Origin of the sequence: Clostridium zhoujianii (genome assembly GCF_051590805.1) — a bacterium.
GTDB lineage: Bacteria > Bacillota > Clostridia > Clostridiales > Clostridiaceae > Clostridium.
In genome coordinates this window covers 1,164,763-1,188,199 of sequence record NZ_JBPUTF010000001.1, presented here as the reverse complement: position 1 = coordinate 1,188,199, position 23,437 = coordinate 1,164,763, and the positions used below count along the sequence as shown (strand labels likewise).

Here is a 23,437-nt window from a genome sequence, read left to right as displayed (position 1 = left end):
CTTATGATTTTGCAACAAAAAATAATCTTGGAAATCTAAAAATAACCCTTCCATTTTTTTGCACTGGATATTCTTCGACAACCCTTTCAAAAATCTCTTGCTCAAAGAGCTCCTTTTTAGTTCCTGATAAGGCTTTTGAATATGGTCTTAAACCTGTCCCACGATACCATTCCATAATATCCTTATGAGATTCTAAATTGTGATAATATGTAGTTTCCCACATATAAAATTCCGATGAAATCTCTGAAAGCAAATCAAAATATTGGCTTTGTTCCATATTATAAAAAATTCTAGGATTATCAAACTCTGACTTCCACCTTTCATTGGTAGTAACCTCTCCAATGATTTTGTGGATTGGTTCTTGATAATTCATTGGTATTTGAACTGCCAGTATTCCACCTCTTTTTAGCAGTCCAATAAGATTATTTAAAAGCTGATTATGATTTGGTATCCATTGAATACAGGCATTTGAAAACACAATGTCAAAGTCTTTATCAAGCTTAGATAAATCACTACCCACATCACACTTCTTAAAATCAAGATTTGGATAGTCCCTCTTTCCTTGTTCAATCATATCTGAAGAGCTGTCAACACCAAGAACATAGGCATTAGGAAATCTTTTGGCTAAAACCTCCGTGCTATTTCCTGGACCACAACCAATATCTATAATTTTTCTTGAATTCTCAATAGCTATACGATTAACTAAATCTATTGCTGGCTGTGTTCTTTCATTTTTAAACATTAAATACTGTTCTGAATTCCAATCTTCCACAATATATCCTCCTAAAATTAATATTTTTAATCATTCTAATAAATCACTATTATTAATTATACCATTTATTGTAATATTCTTTAAAGATTATCCTTCCCCAAAATACTGTATAGTTTATTTGAATCACAAAAAAATACCGCAAGTTCATTTCTGAAAATGCGGTATTTAAATATATTATATATTCAATATTTTCTTTACCCTATTTATAATTTCATTAGTTGTTAGTTTGTATTTCTCCATAAGCTCCTCTGGTGTTCCAGACTCTCCAAAGGTATCATTAATTCCTACTTTTTCAACTCTTGTAGGGAAAAATGAGCATACAACTGAAGAAACTGTATCTCCAAGACCTCCTATTATAGAATGTTCCTCGGCAGTTACTATTCCTTTAGTTTCTTTTGCTGCTTTAATTATTTCCTCTCTATCTATAGGTTTTATTGTGGACATATTTATAACTCTAGCAGAAATACCTTCTTTCTCTAAATCCTTCGCTGCCTCAATAGCTTTACTAACCATCATTCCTGTTGCAATAACAGTTACATCCTTACCATCTTTTAAAACTGATGCTTTTCCAAGTTTAAACTCATAATTTTCATCATATATATCTGGTGTATTACATCTTCCAAATCTTAAATATACAGGTCCATAAATTTCACTAGCTACTTTAACAGCTTGCATTGCTTCTATATGTTCTGCTGGCACAATAACATTCATATTAGGAAGAGAGGCCATAAGTGCTATATCTTCAACTGATTGATGAGAGCCCCCATCTTCCCCAACAGTAATTCCAGCATGGGTTGCAGCAATTTTAACATTTGCTTTAGGATAGCATACTGAATTTCTTATTACTTCAAAGGCTCTACCTGTAGCAAATACAGCAAATGTACTAGCAAAAGGAATTAAACCTACATTAGCAAAGCCTGCTGCTGTTCCAATTAAATTTTGTTCCGCTATTCCCATATTAAAAAATCTATTTGCAAAGGCTTTTTTAAAGCCTTCAGTCTTTGTTGATTTAGAAAGGTCTGCATCTAATACTACAACATTCTCATTTTCTTTACCTAACTCAAGTAAGGCCATTCCATATGATTCTCTTGTTGCTTTTCCCATTACTTAAATACCTCCTAGTTCCTTTATTGCTTTATCTCTCTCTTCTTTATTAGGTGCTTGTCCATGCCATCCTGCTTTATCTTCCATGAAACTAACACCCTTACCTTTAATAGTTTTTGAAATAATTATGCTTGGCTTATTCTTTTCTAATTTTATTTCTTTAAAGGCTTTGTCAATATTATCAAAATCATTTCCATCTTCACATATAACTACATTCCAGCCAAAAGCCTCTAATTTTTTATCTAATGGATCAATTTCCATTACCTCTTCATTTCTTCCATCAATTTGAAGCCCATTATTATCAATAATTGCTACCAAGTTATTTAATTTATAGTGAGCAGCTGACATTAATGCTTCCCAAACTATACCTTCTTCTAATTCTCCATCACCTAGAACAACATATACCTTTGATTTCTTACCTAAATATCTTAAGCCTAATGCCATTCCTACTGCATTTGATATTCCTTGTCCAAGTGAACCTGTTGAAAGATCTACTCCAGGTATTTTTTTAGAATCTGGATGTCCTTGAAGAATTCTCCCCATTTTTCTTAATCCTAATAGTTCCGACTTTTCAAAATACCCTTTTTCAGCTAAAACAGAATATAGTGCTGGTGCTGCATGTCCTTTACTAAGTACAAATCTATCTCTATTCTCATCTTTGCAGTCCAAAGGATTAACATTCATTTCATTGTAATATAGATATGTAATTATATCTGCACAAGATAATGAACCACCTGGATGGCCAGATTTTGCTTCATATATCATTTCAATTATATTTTTCTTAACATCTTTTGATTTAGATATTAGCATATTTTTATCCATAACTTCACCTTCTATTATTTATAAATTTTTGATGCATTCATATATTTTTCTATAACGGCTGTATACTTCTTTATAAATTTCTACTGATTCTTTATTTGGATAAAAGGATTCCTTTTCTTTTACTATTATTTTTACAGCATCTTCAAAAGAATCAAACCACTTTAATGAAACAGCAGCTATAATTGCAGCCCCTAAAGATGGGCCTTCTTCATTTTTTAAAGAGATTATCTTTTTATCAAATATATCTGCCTGTATTTGAAGCCAAGCCTTTGACTTTGCTCCTCCTCCTACAGAAATAATCTCTTTTTCATCACTATTATTGTATATGTTAAAACAATCTTTTAAAGAAAATGTAATTCCTTCAACTACAGCTCTTGCAAATTCTTTAAACCCATGAATCTTATCAATACCAATAAATGTACCTCTTACTTTACTATCTGAATAAGGAGTTCTTTCTCCAACAATATATGGAGCAAATAATAATCCATTTGATCCTGGCATAACATATTCTATTCCCTCTAAAACTTCATCAAATCTTTTATTAGGAGCAAAGGTGTTTCTAAACCAACTTAATGAATCTCCAGCTGAAAGGGTAACTCCCATTGAATAATAACTATTTGGCATAACATTATTAAACATATGCAATTGGCCATTATAATTTTTATAACTATCCTCATATTGAAGATATACGCCAGATGTTCCTATACTTAACAATCCCTTATTCTCATTTATTATTCCAGAGCCTAAGGCAGAGCATGGATTGTCTGCTCCTGCTGGAAATATCTTAACAATTCCGTTTATATTTAGTTTTCTTTTAATATCCTCACTTAACTCACCAACAGATTCAGTAGAATTATATACTTTAGGACACTTATCCTTTTCTAGATCTAAGGAATTTAATATTTCATCTGACCATTGCTTCTTTTCAAGGTCAAACATAAGTGTAGCAGCTGCATCTGATATATCTGTACATATATTTCCTGTGTATTTTAATACTAAATAATCCTTAGGCATGCAGAACTTAAAGGTTTTTTCCCAATTACTCGGCTCATTTTCTTTTACCCATAGTATTTTAGGTAAAGTAAATCCTTCAAGACACTTATTACCTGTAATATCAATTATTCTTTCTCCCATTTTATCCATAATGTAATTGCATTCCTTTGTATTCCTTGTATCATTCCATAGAATGCTTTTTCTTATTACATTACATTCCTTATCTAATAGTACTAAACTATGCATCTGTCCTGATATACTAATAGCTTTTAGATTATCTCCCTTTAAATCTCCTACTATTTTTTCTAATACTTTTAAAGAAGCTTCATACCAATCTTCTGGGCTTTGTTCTGAATAGCCATTTCCTTCTGTATATACTTTGTATCCTTCAGAATGTTTAGCTAGTATTTCGCCCCTAGGATCTACTGCTATTCCTTTTATTGTTCCTGTTCCTAAATCTAAACCTATTACATATTCCAAAATCTTTCCCTCCTGAATAAGAAACAGGGAGACCTACAGCCTCCCTTTAATTCTTATAAATATTCTTTAAGCATAACTAATGGATCTGTTGGAGTCATTATAGCTGTTATTTCAACACCTCTATCTATTAATTCCTTAAAAGCTTCTTTTTCTTCTGGTGTAACACTTACAGATGGTCTTATTACCTCAGTATTTGATTTAGAAGACATATTCCCAACATTAATTTTTTTGATATCTAAACCATTGTTTACTAGGTAAAGAATATCTAAAGGTGATTTCACAACTATAAATACTTTTTGTCCACGATATTTCCCTGATGAAATATTTTTCACTGCTGTATCCCTTGATATTATTGAGGTACTAACATTTGATGGTGCCGCCATTCTTAATACTGATTTTTGTAAATCATTAGTAGCTACATCATCATTTATAACCATGATACGAGTTGCTCCAAGATTGTTTGTCCACATTGTAGCTACTTGTCCATGTATTAATCTATCATCGATTCTTATATGTGTAATTCCTTCCATTTTAAATTCCTCCTTATTTAAGTACTCCTAGTGAGTATAATATTATTGAGATAACGATTACTAATAAAATTAAATATGTTGGTTTTACCTTTTTACCTAATAGGTAATACATTATTGCTACTATAGCTGCTGGTAATAACCCAGGCATAATTTGATCTAATATGCCTTGACCTGTCATTTCAATTTCACCTTGCACAAAGCTAAATCCAACTGTAGTTCTTATTACTGTTGATATTAATCCACCTACAACCATTAATCCTAAGATAGAAGTACCTTTTGTTATAGATTTCATCTTGCTTTCAAGAGCGTTAACTAACTTTGTTCCTGAAAAATATCCAGCTTTAAATAGTGGGAAACTACATAATTTAATAGCTATACTTACTGCTATCCACAAAACTATTCCTACTGGACTTCCTTCTATAGCCATATTTGCTGCTATTGCACCAAATATTGTCCAAGGAATAACAACACATAAGCTATCTCCAACCCCAGCTAAAGGTCCCATTAATCCGCTCTTTATAGAACTTACTGCCTCAGCAGCATTATTTTTTTCTTTTTCCTCTATTGCAATGTTTAATCCAAATATGTATGGAGCAACCCAAGGATTTGTATTGAAGAATTGTAAATGCCTTTTTACCGCTTGTTGTAATCCATCTTCGTCATTTCTATATGTAAATTTTAAAAATGGTAATATAGCATAACAATAAGCTAAAGCTTGCATTTTTTCATAATTAGATGAAACACTACTTGTAAATATCCATCTTAATAAAACTTTACTACGTATTTTTTTTGGTGTAAGTTCATTATTATTCATCTTCATCCATCCCTCCAACTACAGAATTAGACACAACTTCTCTCTCATTATCTCTCTTAAATTCTACGAATGCTATAGATGCTGCTATAAGAGCAATTCCTAATAAAGGAATCTTCATATATACTGTTAAAACAAAGCCTATTACTAAATAAGGGAAGTGAGTTTTAGTTGGTAGATTCTTAAGTAATAAAGCTATACCAACTGCTGGTAGAATACCTCCAGCTACTTGAAGTCCGCCCAGTAACCATTGTGGGCTTTTATCAATTAATCCATTAACTAAGTCTGGTCCAAAAATTACTGCTAATAGTATTGGGATTCCTGTTGTTGCACATGTTAATACTACACCTAACATTTGCATCTTACCTATACCACTATAATCTCTTTTATCTGCATAGCTTTCTGCTTTATGTGCAAGCCATACACCCATTGTATTTCTTAATACATCAAGTTGAACCATTAATAAAGCTACTGGAATACCAATTGTTATCCCTACATTAGGGTCTTGTCCTGTTGAAATAGTTATAAATGTTGCAACTACACTAGCTGTTTGATAGTCTGGTATAGATGCTCCTCCAAAGTTACTAATACCTAATGACATTAGTTGTAATGTACCACCAATAAATAAACCTGTTGTAACATCACCCATTATTAATCCCACAACAAAACCTGCAGTAACTGGTTGATATGTACCACACATAGTACTATTTTTCTCAAAATTGATATAGAATCCATATAAAACAATTGCTATTAATTGCCAAGCTTGAACTTCCATCTCACACATCTCCTTTTATTCATCATCTTCGTTAGTGCTTAATTTTTCTAATTCCTCTGATAAAATATTTATGTATTGTGTATTTTTAATATTTTCAACTGATTCTGAAACCGACATACTTTCACTATTTAGTGCTGCCTCTAAGAGCATTGGAACATTAACTCCTGAAACCATTTCAGTTTCTCCCTTAATTAATCCAATATTTTCTGAGCAAACATTAAAAGGTGTTCCATGAAGTAAATCTACAAATATTAACACATTGGAGTCTTTAATCTCATTAAATAATTCTTTAACTGATCTTTCAAACTTTTCAATTCCCTCATTATCTAAAGAGATTGTTGATATATTTTCTGTTTCTTTATAGAAGAACTTTATTGTTTCTAAGCAAGATTCTGAAAACTTCCCATGAGATGCTACTACTATTTTATACATACCCTATCCTCCTTTCTTAATAAATTTTACTTTGAATTAATGATCCCTTTTTACAAAATACAGGAATACTTTCTAGTGGAGCTTCTACAATAACAGCTTGTCCACCTTCATATTCTTTATTTGTATTTATATCAACCCATTGGTTTCCTTTAGGTAAATATACTTCTCTTTCCCTTTGTTTGTAATATATAATTGGAGCAATTAATAATTCAGAACCAAACATATACTGATTATCAACTTCCCAAGCCATCTTATCTTCAGGATAATCATAGAATACTGGTCTCATTATAGGAGCCCCTACTTCATGAGTTTCCTTAAATAACTCAGCTATATATGGCTTAAGATTTTCTCTGATATTTAAATATTTAATAAATACTTCTTGAGCCTCTTCTCCATATGACCATATCTCATTTTCAGCACCACTTTCACATTGACCTCCGCCATCATTACCTAGGGCATTCTTATGAGGATGTCTATCTCCATGCATTCTAAGAATTGGTGAGAATACAGCATATTGGAACCATCTTATCATTAACTCTCTAAACTCTGGATTATTAATATTGCCACCATGGAATCCTCCTATATCAGTTGTCCACCAAGGATTACCTGCCATACTCATATTTAAACCTGTATTTACTTGGTTTCTAAATGCTCCAAAGCTTGAGTCTATATCACCTGACCATACAAGGGTTCCATACTTCTGACTTCCTGCCCAACAACCTCTAATTAATGTTACTGGTGTTTTATTTTCTTCTTTTAATCCATCAAAAACCATTTTAGCGAACTCATTAGGATATAAATTACCTACCTTTAAATCAGTTCCTAAATGATATCTATAATTATCAAAATCATAAGTAGCATATCCTGGCTCTGCAACATCTAACCAAAACATATTTATGCCATTTTTATAGTAGCTATTTTTTATCTTATCCCAGACATATTTTCTTGTCTCAGGGTTAGTTGGGTCTATAAAAACCGTATTACTTAATTGTTGCATTGTAACTCTTATTCCTCTGTTAACCTTAACCAATAATCCCTTTTCTATAACTTCATTAAAGTTTTTAGCATTTTGAGAAACTGTTGGCCATATAGAGATCATTACCTCTATTCCCATTTCATTAAGTTCATCTACCATTGCCTTTGGATCTGGCCAATATCTACTATCAAAATCATAATGACCTTGTTCAGTCCAGTGGAAGAAATCTATAACTAACACAGATGGAGTAATGCCCATTTCCTTATATCTATGTGCAACTTCTAGAACTTCCTCTTGCGTTTGATATCTCATTTTACTTTGCCATAATCCTAATAAATTATCTGGCATTTCAGGAGCTCTACCAACAACACTTGTATAATTCTCAATTATTTTACTTGGTGTTTCTTCAGAAGTTATCCAGTAATCTATATAATCTGTAGAATGCATTTTCCATTCAGTAATGTTTTTAGCAAAGTCTACTTCACCAATACCAGGATTGTTCCATAAGAATCCATACTTTTTACTTGAAACATAGAAAGGAACTGTTAATTGGCTATTTCTATGTGCTAACTCTAACTTACAATTCTTCAAATCTAAGAATGATTGCTGGTATTGTCCCATACCAAATATCTTTTCTTTTGGATCTGATTCAAATCTTTGAGTTAGTCTATAATCTCCTCCTGATAAAGGATAAAATTCTCTTGCTTTAAGCTTTAGAGTACATGAAAATCCACTTATTGATTGAACATTAACATCTTCATTACCCATATCATTTGCAATAGCACGTTCTCTTAAATATTCTTCTAGTAAAATTTCATCCTTAGAATTCTTAAATACAATTCTATTTCTATTAGTTATGTATGCCTTTATATTTCCATTAATAATTTCTGCTTCATTTAGATCATCATAAATTATTATCTTAGGATCACCTTGTCCCACTTCTTCAGTTAAGGCATTTTCATAGTCTGGCAAATTGCCATCTGGTGAAGCCTTCACTCTAAAGCTATTCTTTCCCCAGGGCTCTATACTTACAATGTCCTTATCAAACTTACGAATAAGTTTATTACCATCTACGTAAAACATTAGTTACCTCCTTTAGTATATATAATCGTTTAACCTTGACTTAACATACTCTATATGTGATGATTTATTATTTACATTCTCTATTGATAAAGCATATTTAGTAAGGATATCTAAATCTGTTTCATTATTTAATATTTTCTTTCCCATTTCATTTTCAAAAGATGAATATCTTTCCCTCTTCAAATTATCAAGATATCCACTTTCAATTATTCTAGCAGCTGATTTTAATGCTCTAGCATAATTATCCATTCCAGCTATATGTGCTATGAAAAGATCATCTTGTTCAAATGAACTTCTTCTAACTTTAGCATCAAAGTTGATTCCACCATCATGTAACCCACCATTTTTTAGTATCTCTATCATAGCTAATGTTGTGTCATATAAGTTGGTTGGGAATTCATCTGTATCCCATCCAAGTAGTGGATCTCCTTGGTTAGCATCTATAGAACCTAATGCATTATTGATTCTTGCCATATTTAATTCATGATCAAAAGTATGTCCTGCAAGTGTAGCATGGTTTGCTTCTATATTTAACTTAAAATGCTCCATTAAGTCATGTTTTTGAAGGAAAGCAAGTGTAGTTGCTACATCACAATCATATTGATGAGTCATTGGCTCCATTGGCTTTGGCTCTATTAAGAAAGTTAATTTATGACCTATTTTTTCTGTGTAATCTATAGCCATTTTATATAATCTTGCAATATTTTCTTCTTCAAAATTTATATCAGTATTTAATAGGCATTCATATCCTTCACGTCCACCCCAAAATACAAAGTTTTTTCCACCAAGCTTTTTACTTATATCAATACCTTTTTTTACTTGAGCTGCTGAGATAGCATATACATCTACATTTGGTGTTGAAGCTGCTCCGTTTACATAAATAGGATTTGAATGTCTATCAGCTGTATTCCACAAAAGTTTGATGTTAGTTTCATCCATCTTTTCTTTCATATAATCAGTAATAATATCTAAGTTATTAAAGAATTCTTCTAAGCTATTACCATAAGGAGCTATATCCATGTCATGGAAGCAAAAATATTCTACTCCTAATTTTTTGAAAAATTCAAACGCTGCATCAACTTTGTTTTTTGCAGTTTCCATTGGAGTTTGTCCATTCCAATTCCTTATGTTAGTTCCTCCTCCAAAAGGATCAGATCCATCTTGATTAAATGTATGCCAATAAGCTACTGCAAATTTCAGATGTTCTTTCATAGGTTTTCCCATTACTATTTCTTCTGGATTATAATGACGAAATGAAAACATATTTTCACTCTTCTGTCCTTCGTATTTTATATCTGGAATGTTTTTAAAAAATTCCATTTTGATCACTCCTTTAGTTAGTTAGTTTGTCTTTCTAACTATATTAAACTACATTCTTTTTCCATTGTCAATGTTTACATTCAATTTATTTTAAATTTTTAGAATATTTGATCTTTGCTGTAATTTGTATCTAATCATTTCATTCAATCTATTTGTTATATTTTTCTAGAATTATCTAATTCAGCTTTGAGTTTTTTAATCTTCTATGCTATATTAATCTTATGTTTTCATTAAGGATGGTAGATATGGATAATAAATTTAATATACGAAAATCAAATACTGTTGAGATACTTAATCTGCTTTCAAATACCTCTAATATATCTAGAGCTGAAATTTCTAAGCTTATTAATCTTAATAAAGCAAGTGTTTCAGAAATTATTAATAGTTTAATAGAAGCAGATTTAATAAATGAAATAGGACAAGGAAATAGTGGTTCTAGTGGAGGCAGAAAGCCAATTCTTCTTGAGCTTAATAATAAGGCTGGATGTGCATTGGGAATAGATTTAGGAACTGATTATGTAAGCTATTTATTAACTGACCTACAAAAAAATCTTTTAGTCTATGATTATTATGAAGAGAACATTAACAAAAATAATGTTCAAGAGCTTATAGTTAAAATTATTACATCTATAGAAGATAAGCTAAAAGAATATAAGTACAACCTTATAGGTGTAACCCTTGCTGTACATGGTAGAGTTTATAATGATAAAATTTTATTTACACCTTACTATGACTTAGATGAAATTGATCTAAAAGGTGAACTATCTAAGTTAATGCCAAAATTAAATTTTCATCTAGAAAATGAAGCTAATCTTGCTGCAATCGGAGAGTTTTCAAATTCAGCAGAGCCTTTAAATAATGCTGTTGTTATAAATATTCATTCAGGTATTGGTTCTGGTATTATTGTTAATGGTGAGTTATATACGGGTCTAGAAGGGAGTGCTGGTGAAATAGGTCATATGATTATTGTACCTAATGGTAAGAAGTGTCCTTGTGGAAATCATGGATGCTTTGAGCAATACTGCTCTATGCCTGCATTATTAGATGAGTTTAATTCTATATCAGATGTAAAAGCTCCAACAATTAAACATTTTTCAGACTTATATAAGGCTAAAAATGAATGGGCTGTTGCTACAATATCTAAAAACATAGAATTAATGTCTATAGGTATTAATAATATCTCTAATTTTATTTCTCCAGATAATATATTTATATATAGTGAACTATGTAATTACATACCTGAGTATCTAGATTTAATAAAAGGTAATCTTAATAGCTCTCAATCTAGGAAAGTGAATATTCTTCCATACAAATTAGATAATAAATCTAGTCTATATGGTTGTATTAATCGTTGTATAACTAATTTCTTTGATAGCTTTTCTGATAATCTCTAGAAAAAAACATTATCATCTCAAGTAAGATGATAATGTTTTTTTATTGTATTTCTTTTAGATGCTGAAGATGTATCCCTATATGACCAATACCAAGAATTATTATGGATATAATCATCCATATCACCTTCCCATATATTCCAAGAAATAAAAAAGCAATTACAGGAAGAGTTGCCCCTGGAACAGGTACACCATATAGACTACGGTAGAATTTTTTTAAAGTATGTTCTCCTGTAAAATATCTAATCCAATATATCTCGTATATAATCATCAGAAATAATGAGGCAATTAGCCAAAATGTCCATAAAGAAAAGGTCCTAGGATTAAAATCTGAAAAAATCAAAGCACAGCATGTTACTAACACTTGTCCAATACGTTCAAATAACAGTAATACTTTATTTTCATTACTATAATCATAATCTGATGGTTGATTCTTTGACCATATAAGGTTTGGTATAAATAACATTAGTAAATAAGCTAATCCTACATATGAAAATCCAAAATGCCCTAGCATAAAATCTCCTCCAAGTATTATTTCAGCTATACTTTCATACCTCCAAGTAACTATTATTTAAAATATAAAAATACCACATATCTTTATAAATATGCGGTATTTCAATTATTTATTTATTTTCAGCTTCAAACTTCTTCATAAATTCAACTAAGGCTTTAACACCTTCTATTGGCATTGCATTGTATATACTTGCTCTCATTCCACCAACACTTCTGTGTCCTTTAATATTTTCTAATCCTGCAAGTTTTGCTTCTTTTACAAATTTAGCATCTAATTCATCATTACCTGTTACAAATGGTACATTCATTAAAGAACGATCTTCCTTAACAACTGTTCCTTTAAACATTTCACTTGAATCAAGATAATCATAAAGAACTTTAGCCTTTTCTTCATTTATTTTCTTCATAGCTTCTAATCCACCAAGTTTCTTAAGGTGTTTAAATACCTTACCACAAATGTAGATGCCATATGTTGGTGGTGTATTATAAAGTGATTTATTATCTGCATGTATTTTATACTGAAGCATTGTTGGAGTACCCTCTAACACATCTTCAGTTATTAAATCTTCACGAATTATTACAATTACTGTACCAGCTGGTCCAATATTTTTTTGAGCTCCAGCAAATATTATTCCATACTTACTTACATCAACTGGTTCTGATAATATACTAGATGACATATCCGCAACTAGAACTTTACCTTTAGTATCTGGTAACTTATGATATGTAGTACCATAGATTGTATTGTTGTGGCAGATGTAAACATAGTCTGCATCCTCACTAATTTTTATATCATTTAAATCTGGAATATATGAAAAAGTCTTATCTGCTGATGATGCAATTTCATTTACCTTCCCAAATTTCTTTGCCTCTGCTGCTGCTTTTTTAGCCCACTGTCCTGTTATAAGATAATCTGCAACTTTGTTCTTCATTAAATTCATAGGAACCATTGCAAACTGTGAAGATCCTCCCCCCTGAAGGAATAACACCTTATAATTATCTGGAATATTCATTAAATCCCTTAAGTCTTGTTCTGCCTCTTTAATAATTTCCTCAAAGGCTTTAGAACGATGACTCATTTCCATTACTGACATTCCACTATCCTTGTATTCAAGCATTTCTGCTCCTGCTTCTTTTAGGACCTCTTCTGGTAATATTGCTGGTCCTGCTGAAAAATTGTACACTCTTGACATAATTTACACCCCAATTTAGTTTTTTCTATTATCATAACACTTTTTCCCAAAAAATTCACTTTTTTTCTGAATTTTTTTTAGAAATAAATAAAATATCTTTATTAATTTAACTGTCAGTTCCTTGTTTAAACCCAATATATTTGATATACTCTGTCTTAATAATATTTAAAAGGGGGATCTCTTATGGAGAATCAAAAACATTTCTGTACATGTAAAGATCTAAGTTGTAAATTAAATCCTTGTAATCATTCTAAAGGATGTGATCCTTGTATCAAAAAGAATCTAAATGCTGGAGAAATTCCAGGTTGTTTTTTCAGATTAGTAAGTGATGATTTAAGTAGTCTTGAAGAATTTACTATTGAAAGTTTTGTTGACTTTTACAGAAAAAATAAAGATAGTCATAAAAAATAAAATACCCATATTCACTTTTGAATAATAGGGTATTTTAATCTATTATATATTTAATTTAACTTCCTAGTAGTTTAGATCTATTTACTAAATTGATAGTTTTAAATCAAATATTGGAGTGAATATAGAATAATGTGGCTGATTGAGTGTCATAGAAATATACAGAGTAATTATCAAATTTTTGATGATTGGAATTCCCTACTAGGCTTATATTAAAATAATCTCCTTCGGAAATACAAGAATCGTCAAAATCATATTCTTCTGACCTCTCTGCTGCTTCCATCCATGATGCAACGTTAATAAAAAATGATTTGATATTTTCTATATCATTCTCTTTGACCATTGAATAAGTGTCGCTTTCGGAAAATAAATCAGAAGATTTATCATAGTAATATTTACAATAATCGGTATAATCCTGAAAGCCCTCTTTATCAAAGTATTCTTCTTTACTTATATAACCTTTCAAAATTCTTTTATCAGAACTAGACGAACATCCACTTAAACTTATAATCAACCCAATTATCATAAATAATGCATATATTATTTTTTCATTTTTGAACGATACTTTCAAATTCCTATAGCTATCTCCTATCATATTACTATTATAATTTTTTTGTAAATATCCTAATACTTACTTTAAAATTATCCTTACTTTACTGTACTATAAAATATTTTCAATTCTTTTTTCACATCATCTTCAAGATAATGCCATCTAATTCCTTTTATTGCACCTTCTAATGCATACAATCTATTAATACAAGCTGAATCATCTATAGCTTTAATGTCTAGCCAAGCCTGCTTACTTCCAACTTTTTTTAGTTGCTCAAAGGTTTCTATTCCAACTTCATTAAGTTGTTCTTCTAATTTACTACCTATATTAATCACTTTCAATAATTCGCCCATTAACTTCTTTCCTTTTTCGCTCAAAGTATAATTTACCTTTTAACTCTTTATAAAGACTAATTTAAAAATACCATTTTATATTATAGTACTCTCCATTTTTCAAAATCTTATAACTACTAGCTTATTATAACCAATTTATTATACCATATTTTGTAATATATACCACAGAATTTATTAGTATTATAAACAAAAAATACCGCATATACACTTCTGAATAATACGGCTTTTAAATACTATAATATATTAGATATTATAATGTTTCTCTATAATATCTAAAGCTATGCCCTTAGCTACTGATCCTGCCAGTTTTTTGCTTTTCATCGGCTGTACGTACGGAAACGTAAGTTTTTTTATCATCTTCTTCAATAAACCCTGTGTTTGTATCCTTTGAGCTACCAGTCTTACTATAGACTGGTAGCTTGTATTACTTTCAACCAATATAAAGTCGTTAACTAATTCTACGTCTTTAGGCTCAAATGAAGATTTTCCTTTAAATATAGTTTCTAATACTTTTACTTATTCAAATGGTAATCTTTTTAAAGATGAGCATATCAAAAAGGTATTATGTCCATTTTCATACCAGGCACTAATATCACTATTACCTTATTTTAGGTCCGTTAAAGTCTTTTGTAGGTATTCCTTAAAGAATTATATCATGATTTATTTTACTATTAAGTTAATAAATTCTAAAATATATGAATGTAATTGTTCTAAGGCTGATTCCTCTATTGGATAATGACCTCCATTTCTTAGTTGTACTATTGTTACTGGAACTTTTTTTATCTTACTTAAAAAAGGCTCACTAAGATGTAATGGAGTCCATCTATCATTTTCAGGTTGTGTCAATAAAACTGGACAAATATCAAAATCCTCAGGTTCAATTTCTGGAGAATATGTCATATATGAATAAATAAATTTCATTGGGACACTATTTCCAGCAGATGTTTTATCCTTTAACATTGCTTTAAGAGCCTTTTCACTATTGCATAATGTATTCATTTTAGAGCAAATAGTCATTTTCATCCTAAAGTTCGAAAGACCTATTTTACAAGTTAGTCCAGCTAGCGGAGCACCTAGATGTGCCCAAAAGATATTTTTAGTAGTTTCATTTCTTACCTGTTGATCTCTTTGATCTAAGAAAGTCATTCCTACAATACCTTTTACCTTTTTATTTTTGCAAGCAACATGATATGTTTCCATTCCTCCAGCAGATAAGCCATATAGAATTATAGGTCTTGAATCTTTACTTAATTCATAATTAATATAATCATTTCCTAAATCAACCCAATCATTATAACTGATAGTCATATTTCTATTTACTTCAGTTACACCATAAAGTGGCATATCTACGGCAATTACCTCAAACCCATCTTTTGAAAGAGGACCTCCAATTATCGTTGACATTTGTCTACCATTAGTCCCCACACCATGAAATAAAATAATTTTCGCTTTAGCTTTGGGATTTCTAAATGTGTCTAAATGTACCTTATTTCCTTTCCAACTCCACCACTCTTCTTGAGGCTGATAATCGGAAGTAAAATGTAATTTTTCAGGCAGTAGCTTTTCAATCTCTTTCCACTCTTTTTGTTCACTATAATTCATATTAAATCCTTCTTTCACTAATTTTCATCTTTAATAGTTCGCCTTATTCTACTTAATGACTCTGGTGTTATACCTAAATAGGATGCAATATAACTTTGATTTACCCTTGTTTCAATTTCTTTATATTCTTTTTGAAAATTTATATATCTCTCTGTTGCACTCATTATTTGAAAACTATATTCTCTTTGCATTTTATATATTAAGTTTTTCTCTAAATATTCTATATAAATCTTAGTTAAGTTTTTATATTCTAAAAGCAATTTCTTTAATTGATACGCATTAAATCTTAATGCTTTTATATTTTCTAAAGCTTCAAATCCTTGAATACTTTTTTCCTTAGAAAAAAGACTTTCACCGATACAAAAATCATTTTCTTTCATAAAATATTTTGTAATATCATTTCCATCTTTATCTAAATAATAGCTTCTAGCAATCCCAGAAAGTAATATATATATTTCTGTTTGTTCTTCTAACATATTTAAAATCATATCATTTTTAGAAAATTCAACTTCATAACTAATTGATATTAGTTCCTCTATTATTTCATTACTTAGGTAGTTTTTTTCACTACTAAAAGCATTCTTTATTATGTTATATTTCTCATCAATTTTCACCTATAATCACCTCCAAGTATATTTTATATTTCATTCATAAGAAATACATTATCATTTGTTAATAGATATGTTTTTTTATATTGCCATAATATTCAATTTTAAAAGAGCAATTTTGTTTGCAATATATTAGAATTATGCACTAAAAAATACCGCATATTCATCTCTAAATAATACGGTATTTTAAATAACTTAATATTTAATTTATTCTTCATAATATAAGAATATTTCCAGGAAATCTGCTAACGATTATGCTCATTTTATCTATAAAATGAAAAATTTAATAGTTCAATTATTCCGCTTGATGCAGTAGCTACAATTAATCCAATTAATGTACCGATAATGGCACCTCTAATATGATGAACAGGGCTTTTATACTCTTTTAGCATGTCCTCAGTCCCAGGAATAATTACTCGTTTGTTATGACAAAATAGCCATATGTCTAGTATAAACAAGTCATAAAGATTAACTGCAGAAAACAATATAAATATATGTATAAAAGCTTCTATAAATCTTCTTGAACCAGAAGCTCATGCGACTATTGCCATAAGAAAAATACATAATAACGCAAACAATAATTTAATAGTACTATGTTTAGTTTCGTACTTTTTAATTGATGACCGATATTGAGGCAAACTTTCCACTCTTTGTTTAATAGCTATAGGATATGACATTATGCAATTTAATGGATTTTTATATAGTGGTGGAAGCACCGCTAAAGTAAATAGTCCACATAGAATAATGCATTGAATAATTAATACCATTCTTAATAGCCTCCTGACAACCTATAAATAATATTTGTTATATAATATGTTACTATTAGGAATAAATTATAACATATTTTTACAAATCTGTATTCTTAAATTTTCAAAGAACATATTTTATTGATTATTTCGCAATATCTACAAATTTGCCACTTAAAGTTAATTTGCTTTAAACTTCTAATAATTAAAATTTATTTCTACAATTTCACTTCTTGTTCCAATTCTTATAGGTGGACCCCATGTACCTAGACCTGAAGTTACAACAGCATGTGTATCTTCTTCAAAAATATCATAGCCATAATCTATTCTGAAAATTCTTTTGGTTATATGATTTAATGGATATACTTGTCCTCCATGAGTATGACCTGATAATATTAAATCATATCTACCTATATATTCATCTATATTTGAAGGCTGATGATCTAAAACTATTTTTGCTTTTTCTTTATCAAATTTATCAGTTTCTAAAGAAGCCTCACGAGTTTTTTCACCTTGATATCCTATTGGTGCCGAATCTAACCTTCCAACTAATAAAACATTGCCATTTATATCTATTACTTCATCTTCTAGAACCCTTATATTAGTTTGCATAATAAATTCCTTCATCTGTATAAAAGTACTACCTGCATCATGATTTCCCCAACATAAATAAGTTCCGTAAGTGGATTTTATACTATTTAATATCTTTAAGGTTTCATCATTATTTTGAATAGCTAAAAAATTACTATCAAATAAATCTCCTAAAATAACAACTAAATCTGCATTCACATCATTTATTCTATTAACAGATTCCTGTAACTTTTTATTATTATTTATATACCCTAAATGTAAATCACTAATAGCTATTATTTTAATACTTTCTCCCTTATGATACTTGTCTATATTTACATCATAAGAAACAAAAGCCACCTTATTACTCTTATAAACTCCATATACCGTAATAACTGAAACTAAGACTAAAGCTATAACTGTCATACTATTTTTTGAAATATTAACAATACTTAAGGATTTTAAAATGCCACCTAAAGCTCCAATACCAGCTAATGCTATTGCTAGCATTAATGAAATTCCTAACCAGTATGATCCTAAGGTTCCTATTATAGATCCAAAATTGTATCTCATACTATATATCAGTAAAGTTGACAGTGCTAATAACACTATAAAAATGGTTATTAAAATTGCAAGTGTAGAACTTATGTTACTATCAATACAAGTAAAAATACTTTTACCTACATATAAATTTATTAATCCAAATAATAGTATTACAACTGTTATTCCTAGATATTTCATTTATTCCCTCCAAAACTATTTCTTCTTGATTACTAAAAAGTATACCTACCACTTTGTCTGTAGCTAATATATAAAAGTATACTTTATTGTATTAACTTCTTCAATGGTCTCTTCTCCATATTTATCCGATCAAATTAATTTAACTAACAGGAGTATATTCAATAAGAGTTTCTTTATCTATTGATTCAATTTTAAAAATAACTGGTCGTATTCCATCATTACAACTACAAATAGCAGTTACCGGTTTTCTTATCCAATCATCATAATAAAACACATCTTTTCCTGCACCATGGGCTAATGCAAAAACATATTGATAAATAGCTTTCCATGCTTTATCGCAAAAACCTGCTGGTTTTGCATAATAAGCATAAAATACATCCCCTTTCTTTATACATAGGCCATTTCCCAATATTTTTACTCATTTAAGTATATGTGTTATGTTATACTCAAACAAGTATGCACTTTTAGGTAAAGTACTAACCCCTTAGTAAGTTCTAATATATTGGATGGTGATAAGAAGACTATGAAAAAATTTGAAAAATCTGATTTAACTGATATAACATCTACTCCCTTGGATATACACTTTCTATTATAGGTGGTAAATGGAAAATGATTATAATCTTTTAGTTAGTAGAATATAAAGTATTACTGTATGAAGAACTTAAAATATGTATAGGTCAAATAAGTGATAAAATACTTAATAATCAGCTAAAAGAATTCGAACGAGATCGCATTATCATTAGAAAAGAATACCCTCAAATACCACCTAAAGTTGAGTATTCCCTTTCAAAGCGAGGTTTGTCTTTAATGTCTATTTTAGAGGAAATGTGCAAATGGGGATAAGAGAATAAAATATAAAAAAATACCGTATATTCATTTTTGAATAATACGGTATTTCAATAGTTATTTATTCTTTATTGATACATCAAATCTTCATAACCTTCTTCTTTAAGTATTAATTGAAATTCTCATATTCCATTTCGCTAAGCAAATTAGGATATGACATTATAAATAATGAATGTCCTGATTTCCCTTCATGATATGGAGGGTGTACATGCACAAATGAATTGTCTTTAAATCTTACTCTTTCATAAAATCCTTTACGTCTAATTGATATTTCATCTATTGGCGGGTCAATTTCTAATATTATTGTTTTGTATTTTTCCCTTAATAATTCAAGTGCTTTTTGTCCATATTTTCTATTACGCATACTTGAGTATATACAAAAATGTTCAATATATGTATAGTCCTCTGTTTCCCAATACAGGATGATCCCAATAAATACATCCTCATCATAAATTAAATCGAAATGATATTCCTCTTCATCAAGTATTTCTTTTTGAGATGTACTCTTTCTTTGTTCGAATCTAGGAAAACTTTTTTATATAATGCCATAGCTTCATTATACATTTTATCATCCGTTGATACTAATCTTATAAAATTCATGATTCACCTCATAAATACTAATTCTAATTTATCTATTCTAAGTAACCCTTAATTTTCAAGCTTCTTTTTTGCATTTTATCATTACAAAATTTATAGGTGGTTTATTTTCAACATTCTTATTATACTCATCTATTTCAAAGAACTCTACTAATCCATATTCTCCAAATTCTTCTTTTATTGAATCAAAATCATAAAAGAATAATTTCACACCATCCTTTGTCTCGAATCGATCTTTACTAATTTCTGTTCCTTTTCCGAACATTGGAGCTTTTTTTGAAACTGCTGTAAATATCATATATCCATTTGTTTTTAATTGGCTATAGCAATCTTTTATGAATTTCTCTCTCTCACTTTTACTTAATAAATGAATAAGTGCATAGGAAAATATACCATCATAAAGTTTATTATCAAAAGGCATATCTGATACTGAACCATGATGAATTTTAAAATCCATCCCATTCTCTCTTGCTAAATCAATAGCAGTCTTTGAAATTTCAATACCTGTTACATTAATTCCACTTTCAAGAAATGGCTGTGCATTTCTACCGTATCCAATTCCAGGTATTAATATGTCCTTAACTTTATTTTTAAGAAATAAATCCTTTATTAATATTGCAGAGTCTGAAGGCTCAAATCCCCACATTGCTTGTTTCTCTATAAAATTCTCTTCCCAAAATTCTGTCATATTTTTTCTCCTTTGTGTAATATCCTTTGCTTAGATCTATAATATGATTTAAATTATATCATATTATTTAATTTGAAAATTCCATCTCTTCCTACTTTATACTAAATATTTATAGATTCATGAAATAATAACAAGGACTCTCATATTCATGGAAGGCTACCTCTCGAAGAGCTAGTAGACCTAAAAAGACATATGAGAGTCCTTCTTCTAGTTTACATCATATCTATAGTTAGCTATCCTTGGTATATCATATCTATTTTCCAAGTTTATTTAACATCTTACGATTTAATTTTTCACGATAGTTATCTGTCCATTTTTTAGTGTCACGTATAAACTCATCACAAAAGCCAGCAACATCTTCTCCTGTTACTTCAAGAACATGCCTACCATCTGCTGCACTAGTTTCAAATAACTCTATTAATTCTCTCTGAGTTTTCACCATATCAGAACCATCCCCTCCAGCGAAACTCCATATATAGCCCTGTATTTTTTTAATTACAAATCTATAATCTTCTGGCAACGCTTCTATTCTTGCCATTTGATCTTTATACTCTTTTTTGTCACCAATCATTTTTTGAATGAGCTTTATCATAATTATTGTCCCTCCTTATTAAACCATTCCATAATCTCTCTATTAAGTTTTTCCCTATATGTTCCTTTATCAGTAGTATAAGCACTCATAAATTCATCACAAAACTTATCTACATCACTTCCAATAACATCGATAACCTGTCTACCATCTGCTGCGCTAGTTTCGAATAAATCTACTAAATCTGTAAACATGGTCATATCAGTAAACATGGTAATGTTACCGCCAGGTGCTCCAACAGTATACATATAATTTTGGATTTTTTTAAATGCGAAGTTATAATCTTTTGGTAGTGCATCAACTTTCTTCATCATTTCTTTATATTCACGCTTCTCATCTAAGCTACCTATTACCAATTTCACAAACTTATCAAACATTTTTGCTCTCCTCCTTCAATTGATTTATCTTCGTAGAAACAAAGTCCCATTTTTCCCAGAACTTCTTCAATTCCTCACGTCCTGCTTCATTTAGGGTAAAGAACTTACGTGGTGGTCCCATTTCTGATTTCTTTTTTGTAGTTTCCACCAATTTATTTTTCTCAAGTCGTACTAATATGGTATAAACAGTCCCATCTACAACATCTGAAAATCCTAGTGCATTTAGCCTCTTAGTAATTTCATAACCATATGTCTCCTCATGACTAATGATTTCAAGAACACATCCTTCTAGTACGCCTTTTAACATTTCTGTGATATTTTCCAATTAAGTCACCTCTTCGCTATCTAGTATCACTGGTATTTAGTATTACTTACTACTACTATATAGTATGACTAACTAGTTGTATTGTCAATAGTATAATTATTTTTTACTCTTAAATAGTAATTAGAATTGCAAATAAATAAACACCCTATATCCCATTTCGGAGTTATACGGTGTTTCTATTATAATTTTTTAAGACTATTCCATAACTTTATTGTATTTTATAAAATATTTCCTATTTCCTATGGTATAAATTGTAACTATACCAGCATAAATAGCATTTCCTAGAAAGTATTCAGGACCATATTGAGTTAATTGAGTTAGGCTAATAAAGCAGAATAATATAGAATAAATTATCATACTCCAATAACCCCATTGAAATTGTCTTAAATATCCATAAGCTATTATTATAGCAAAGACAGCTACAGATACTCTTACCAAAATTTCTGGAATGAATGGCATAGCAAATCGTATATTAAAAGGCGGTGTTTGCTGAATATTAAGTGTAAATAATAATGCTAATGAACTAAAAATCTGAAAGCATCCAATAAACATAATTCCTATAGGATTTTTCTTCTCCATTTAATCACCTATCATATTTTAAATAATCCCAATATATAAATATTATTCACTTTTTTCTAGTTTTTAATATATGTAACCTCTTATTAGCCAATGTTAGTTTAATTAAAGTATATGATATAAATAGAACGTTTAAGACTCTATTTATTCTCGTATTACTACAGCTTTTGTATCTTAATATCTTATTACTCAATCCAATTTTTATTTAGTAATTCTTTAAGTATTCCTACCTTATCCTTTCCTAAAGCATCTGCTATTTCCTCTTCTAATTTCTCTTTTAGTTCTTGGCTTTTCTTACAATAATCCTTCCCCTTATCAGTAAGCTCTGTGTACTTATTATTACTCTCACTTATCACAAATTTTAAATATCCCCTTAATTCTAACTTTTTAGCACATTTAAACATTGCTTGACGTGATACATTTGCCTGTCTAGCTACTTCAGCAATAGAAATTTTACCCATATTAATTTTAGCTAAAAGGAGTCCTTCTGTATGAGAAATATCTTCTTCTTCTTCACTTTCTGCCCATCTATCTTCAACTTCACGTCTAAGGATAATATGTTTTTCACTTATTAAATCTATTATATTTAAATCTCTCTTCATCTTATCACCTTATTTTATATTTTAATATATTGTAACATATTTTAAGTTAATTAAACTACCGCCT

29 protein-coding genes are annotated in these 23,437 nt (G+C 29.7%); 3 read left to right on the top strand and 26 right to left on the bottom strand.

The annotated features are described in order from the left end of the window. Position 1: 1 nt before the first annotated feature. From ACSYT2_RS05650 to xylA, 10 genes are all read right to left on the bottom strand, one after another. Positions 2-772: a methyltransferase domain-containing protein gene (locus tag ACSYT2_RS05650; protein ID WP_438384021.1), complete on the bottom strand. Its 771-nt coding sequence runs from the start codon at positions 770-772 to the stop codon at positions 2-4. A gap of 174 nt (positions 773-946) precedes the next feature. Further along, a complete protein-coding gene (locus ACSYT2_RS05645; RefSeq protein ID WP_438384020.1) occupies positions 947-1,876 on the bottom strand; it encodes a transketolase family protein in 930 nt (309 codons plus the stop codon). 3 nt (positions 1,877-1,879) lie between these two features. Next, a complete protein-coding gene (locus ACSYT2_RS05640) occupies positions 1,880-2,698 on the bottom strand; it encodes a transketolase (protein WP_438384018.1) in 819 nt (272 codons plus the stop codon). A gap of 18 nt (positions 2,699-2,716) precedes the next feature. Next, entirely contained in the window at positions 2,717-4,171 is a 1,455-nt protein-coding gene (gene xylB, locus ACSYT2_RS05635; RefSeq protein ID WP_438384017.1) for a xylulokinase, read from the bottom strand. A 53-nt stretch (positions 4,172-4,224) separates the two neighbouring features. Next, complete coding sequence (locus ACSYT2_RS05630; RefSeq protein WP_438384015.1) at positions 4,225-4,701, bottom strand: PTS sugar transporter subunit IIB; 477 nt, start codon at positions 4,699-4,701, stop codon at positions 4,225-4,227. Between the two features lie 13 nt (positions 4,702-4,714). Next, complete coding sequence (locus ACSYT2_RS05625; protein ID WP_430856197.1) at positions 4,715-5,521, bottom strand: PTS system mannose/fructose/sorbose family transporter subunit IID; 807 nt, start codon at positions 5,519-5,521, stop codon at positions 4,715-4,717. Beyond that, on the bottom strand, positions 5,508-6,287 hold the full coding sequence (locus ACSYT2_RS05620; protein WP_430856196.1) for a PTS mannose/fructose/sorbose/N-acetylgalactosamine transporter subunit IIC: 780 nt from the start codon (positions 6,285-6,287) through the stop codon (positions 5,508-5,510). Before ACSYT2_RS05620 ends, ACSYT2_RS05625 begins: the two co-directional genes overlap by 14 nt. Before the next feature lie 15 nt (positions 6,288-6,302). Next, on the bottom strand, positions 6,303-6,719 hold the full coding sequence (locus ACSYT2_RS05615) for a PTS sugar transporter subunit IIA (protein WP_438384013.1): 417 nt from the start codon (positions 6,717-6,719) through the stop codon (positions 6,303-6,305). Between the two features lie 16 nt (positions 6,720-6,735). After that, positions 6,736-8,778, bottom strand: coding sequence for a glycoside hydrolase family 31 protein (locus tag ACSYT2_RS05610; protein WP_438384011.1), 2,043 nt, complete (start codon positions 8,776-8,778; stop codon positions 6,736-6,738). A gap of 12 nt (positions 8,779-8,790) precedes the next feature. Beyond that, positions 8,791-10,098, bottom strand: coding sequence for a xylose isomerase (gene xylA, locus ACSYT2_RS05605; RefSeq protein WP_438384010.1), 1,308 nt, complete (start codon positions 10,096-10,098; stop codon positions 8,791-8,793). A gap of 245 nt (positions 10,099-10,343) precedes the next feature. Here xylA and ACSYT2_RS05600 point away from each other — a divergent pair, with 245 nt between their 5' ends. Beyond that, positions 10,344-11,492 carry an ROK family transcriptional regulator gene (locus tag ACSYT2_RS05600; RefSeq protein WP_430856192.1) on the top strand — a complete coding sequence of 383 codons (1,149 nt, stop codon included), beginning with the start codon at positions 10,344-10,346 and terminating at the stop codon, positions 11,490-11,492. Positions 11,493-11,532: 40 nt separating this feature from the next. On the opposite strand, the gene ACSYT2_RS05595 is transcribed toward ACSYT2_RS05600, so the two are convergent. Both ACSYT2_RS05595 and serC read right to left on the bottom strand, forming a co-directional pair. Further along, on the bottom strand, positions 11,533-12,003 hold the full coding sequence (locus ACSYT2_RS05595) for a hypothetical protein (RefSeq protein WP_438384008.1): 471 nt from the start codon (positions 12,001-12,003) through the stop codon (positions 11,533-11,535). 109 nt (positions 12,004-12,112) lie between these two features. Next, complete coding sequence (serC, locus tag ACSYT2_RS05590) at positions 12,113-13,195, bottom strand: 3-phosphoserine/phosphohydroxythreonine transaminase (RefSeq protein WP_430856190.1); 1,083 nt, start codon at positions 13,193-13,195, stop codon at positions 12,113-12,115. A gap of 183 nt (positions 13,196-13,378) precedes the next feature. Here serC and ACSYT2_RS05585 point away from each other — a divergent pair, with 183 nt between their 5' ends. Further along, a complete protein-coding gene (locus ACSYT2_RS05585; RefSeq protein WP_430856189.1) occupies positions 13,379-13,606 on the top strand; it encodes a DUF6485 family protein in 228 nt (75 codons plus the stop codon). Between the two features lie 103 nt (positions 13,607-13,709). Here the strand turns inward: ACSYT2_RS05585 and ACSYT2_RS05580 are convergent, their stop codons facing one another. The 7 genes from ACSYT2_RS05580 to ACSYT2_RS05550 form a co-directional block, all read right to left on the bottom strand. Next, entirely contained in the window at positions 13,710-14,129 is a 420-nt protein-coding gene (locus ACSYT2_RS05580) for a hypothetical protein (protein ID WP_438384005.1), read from the bottom strand. Between the two features lie 122 nt (positions 14,130-14,251). Further along, positions 14,252-14,506, bottom strand: coding sequence for a TfoX/Sxy family protein (locus tag ACSYT2_RS05575; RefSeq protein ID WP_430856187.1), 255 nt, complete (start codon positions 14,504-14,506; stop codon positions 14,252-14,254). Between the two features lie 660 nt (positions 14,507-15,166). Next, the gene (locus ACSYT2_RS05570; RefSeq protein ID WP_438384003.1) at positions 15,167-16,108 is read right to left on the bottom strand and encodes an alpha/beta hydrolase; all 942 of its coding nucleotides are present in this window, start codon (positions 16,106-16,108) and stop codon (positions 15,167-15,169) included. A gap of 17 nt (positions 16,109-16,125) precedes the next feature. Then, positions 16,126-16,722: a Crp/Fnr family transcriptional regulator gene (locus ACSYT2_RS05565; RefSeq protein ID WP_438384000.1), complete on the bottom strand. Its 597-nt coding sequence runs from the start codon at positions 16,720-16,722 to the stop codon at positions 16,126-16,128. Positions 16,723-16,979: 257 nt separating this feature from the next. Continuing rightward, entirely contained in the window at positions 16,980-17,108 is a 129-nt protein-coding gene (locus tag ACSYT2_RS05560; protein WP_438383999.1) for a hypothetical protein, read from the bottom strand. A 552-nt stretch (positions 17,109-17,660) separates the two neighbouring features. Then, positions 17,661-18,773, bottom strand: a complete 1,113-nt coding sequence (locus ACSYT2_RS05555) for a metallophosphoesterase (RefSeq protein ID WP_438383997.1) — start codon at positions 18,771-18,773, stop codon at positions 17,661-17,663. Between the two features lie 139 nt (positions 18,774-18,912). Further along, the gene (locus tag ACSYT2_RS05550; protein WP_438383996.1) at positions 18,913-19,182 is read right to left on the bottom strand and encodes a TIGR04076 family protein; all 270 of its coding nucleotides are present in this window, start codon (positions 19,180-19,182) and stop codon (positions 18,913-18,915) included. 239 nt (positions 19,183-19,421) lie between these two features. Between ACSYT2_RS05550 and ACSYT2_RS05545 the strand changes: the two genes are divergently transcribed. Further along, positions 19,422-19,616: a winged helix-turn-helix transcriptional regulator gene (locus ACSYT2_RS05545; protein WP_438385003.1), complete on the top strand. Its 195-nt coding sequence runs from the start codon at positions 19,422-19,424 to the stop codon at positions 19,614-19,616. A gap of 112 nt (positions 19,617-19,728) precedes the next feature. Here the strand turns inward: ACSYT2_RS05545 and ACSYT2_RS05540 are convergent, their stop codons facing one another. The 7 genes from ACSYT2_RS05540 to ACSYT2_RS05510 form a co-directional block, all read right to left on the bottom strand. Then, positions 19,729-20,073: a GNAT family N-acetyltransferase gene (locus tag ACSYT2_RS05540; protein ID WP_438385002.1), complete on the bottom strand. Its 345-nt coding sequence runs from the start codon at positions 20,071-20,073 to the stop codon at positions 19,729-19,731. Positions 20,074-20,274: 201 nt separating this feature from the next. After that, complete coding sequence (locus ACSYT2_RS05535) at positions 20,275-20,904, bottom strand: class I SAM-dependent methyltransferase (RefSeq protein WP_438383994.1); 630 nt, start codon at positions 20,902-20,904, stop codon at positions 20,275-20,277. Between the two features lie 253 nt (positions 20,905-21,157). Then, complete coding sequence (locus ACSYT2_RS05530) at positions 21,158-21,496, bottom strand: DUF1048 domain-containing protein (protein WP_438383992.1); 339 nt, start codon at positions 21,494-21,496, stop codon at positions 21,158-21,160. Between the two features lie 2 nt (positions 21,497-21,498). Further along, entirely contained in the window at positions 21,499-21,870 is a 372-nt protein-coding gene (locus tag ACSYT2_RS05525; RefSeq protein ID WP_430856182.1) for a DUF1048 domain-containing protein, read from the bottom strand. Then, a complete protein-coding gene (locus tag ACSYT2_RS05520) occupies positions 21,863-22,195 on the bottom strand; it encodes a PadR family transcriptional regulator (RefSeq protein ID WP_430856181.1) in 333 nt (110 codons plus the stop codon). Before ACSYT2_RS05520 ends, ACSYT2_RS05525 begins: the two co-directional genes overlap by 8 nt. Positions 22,196-22,390: 195 nt before the next feature. Further along, positions 22,391-22,774: a hypothetical protein gene (locus tag ACSYT2_RS05515; protein ID WP_430856180.1), complete on the bottom strand. Its 384-nt coding sequence runs from the start codon at positions 22,772-22,774 to the stop codon at positions 22,391-22,393. A 182-nt stretch (positions 22,775-22,956) separates the two neighbouring features. Beyond that, the gene (locus tag ACSYT2_RS05510; protein WP_438383990.1) at positions 22,957-23,373 is read right to left on the bottom strand and encodes a MarR family winged helix-turn-helix transcriptional regulator; all 417 of its coding nucleotides are present in this window, start codon (positions 23,371-23,373) and stop codon (positions 22,957-22,959) included. Between the last annotated feature and the right edge of the window lie 64 nt (positions 23,374-23,437).

Excerpts from the sequence above, each read along its gene's own strand:
- ACSYT2_RS05610 (WP_438384011.1), bottom strand. The coding sequence starts at position 8,778 with ATGTTTTACGTAGATGGTAATAAACTTATTCGTAAGTTTGATAAGGAC.
- ACSYT2_RS05585 (WP_430856189.1), top strand. The coding sequence starts at position 13,379 with ATGGAGAATCAAAAACATTTCTGTACATGTAAAGATCTAAGTTGTAAA.
- ACSYT2_RS05640 (WP_438384018.1), bottom strand. The coding sequence starts at position 2,698 with ATGGATAAAAATATGCTAATATCTAAATCAAAAGATGTTAAGAAAAAT.
- ACSYT2_RS05515 (WP_430856180.1), bottom strand. The coding sequence starts at position 22,774 with ATGGAGAAGAAAAATCCTATAGGAATTATGTTTATTGGATGCTTTCAG.
- serC (WP_430856190.1), bottom strand. The coding sequence starts at position 13,195 with ATGTCAAGAGTGTACAATTTTTCAGCAGGACCAGCAATATTACCAGAA.
- ACSYT2_RS05510 (WP_438383990.1), bottom strand. The coding sequence starts at position 23,373 with ATGAAGAGAGATTTAAATATAATAGATTTAATAAGTGAAAAACATATT.
- ACSYT2_RS05530 (WP_438383992.1), bottom strand. The coding sequence starts at position 21,496 with ATGATAAAGCTCATTCAAAAAATGATTGGTGACAAAAAAGAGTATAAA.
- ACSYT2_RS05645 (WP_438384020.1), bottom strand. The coding sequence starts at position 1,876 with ATGGGAAAAGCAACAAGAGAATCATATGGAATGGCCTTACTTGAGTTA.
- xylA (WP_438384010.1), bottom strand. The coding sequence starts at position 10,098 with ATGGAATTTTTTAAAAACATTCCAGATATAAAATACGAAGGACAGAAG.
- ACSYT2_RS05555 (WP_438383997.1), bottom strand. The coding sequence starts at position 18,773 with ATGAAATATCTAGGAATAACAGTTGTAATACTATTATTTGGATTAATA.
- ACSYT2_RS05570 (WP_438384003.1), bottom strand. The coding sequence starts at position 16,108 with ATGAATTATAGTGAACAAAAAGAGTGGAAAGAGATTGAAAAGCTACTG.
- ACSYT2_RS05600 (WP_430856192.1), top strand. The coding sequence starts at position 10,344 with ATGGATAATAAATTTAATATACGAAAATCAAATACTGTTGAGATACTT.
- ACSYT2_RS05625 (WP_430856197.1), bottom strand. The coding sequence starts at position 5,521 with ATGAAGATGAATAATAATGAACTTACACCAAAAAAAATACGTAGTAAA.
- ACSYT2_RS05580 (WP_438384005.1), bottom strand. The coding sequence starts at position 14,129 with ATGATAATTGGGTTGATTATAAGTTTAAGTGGATGTTCGTCTAGTTCT.
- ACSYT2_RS05575 (WP_430856187.1), bottom strand. The coding sequence starts at position 14,506 with ATGGGCGAATTATTGAAAGTGATTAATATAGGTAGTAAATTAGAAGAA.
- ACSYT2_RS05595 (WP_438384008.1), bottom strand. The coding sequence starts at position 12,003 with ATGCTAGGGCATTTTGGATTTTCATATGTAGGATTAGCTTATTTACTA.
- ACSYT2_RS05630 (WP_438384015.1), bottom strand. The coding sequence starts at position 4,701 with ATGGAAGGAATTACACATATAAGAATCGATGATAGATTAATACATGGA.
- ACSYT2_RS05560 (WP_438383999.1), bottom strand. The coding sequence starts at position 17,108 with ATGCTAAAAGAGTATAAAAGCCCTGTTCATCATATTAGAGGTGCCATT.
- ACSYT2_RS05620 (WP_430856196.1), bottom strand. The coding sequence starts at position 6,287 with ATGGAAGTTCAAGCTTGGCAATTAATAGCAATTGTTTTATATGGATTC.
- ACSYT2_RS05525 (WP_430856182.1), bottom strand. The coding sequence starts at position 21,870 with ATGTTTGATAAGTTTGTGAAATTGGTAATAGGTAGCTTAGATGAGAAG.
- ACSYT2_RS05535 (WP_438383994.1), bottom strand. The coding sequence starts at position 20,904 with ATGACAGAATTTTGGGAAGAGAATTTTATAGAGAAACAAGCAATGTGG.
- ACSYT2_RS05615 (WP_438384013.1), bottom strand. The coding sequence starts at position 6,719 with ATGTATAAAATAGTAGTAGCATCTCATGGGAAGTTTTCAGAATCTTGC.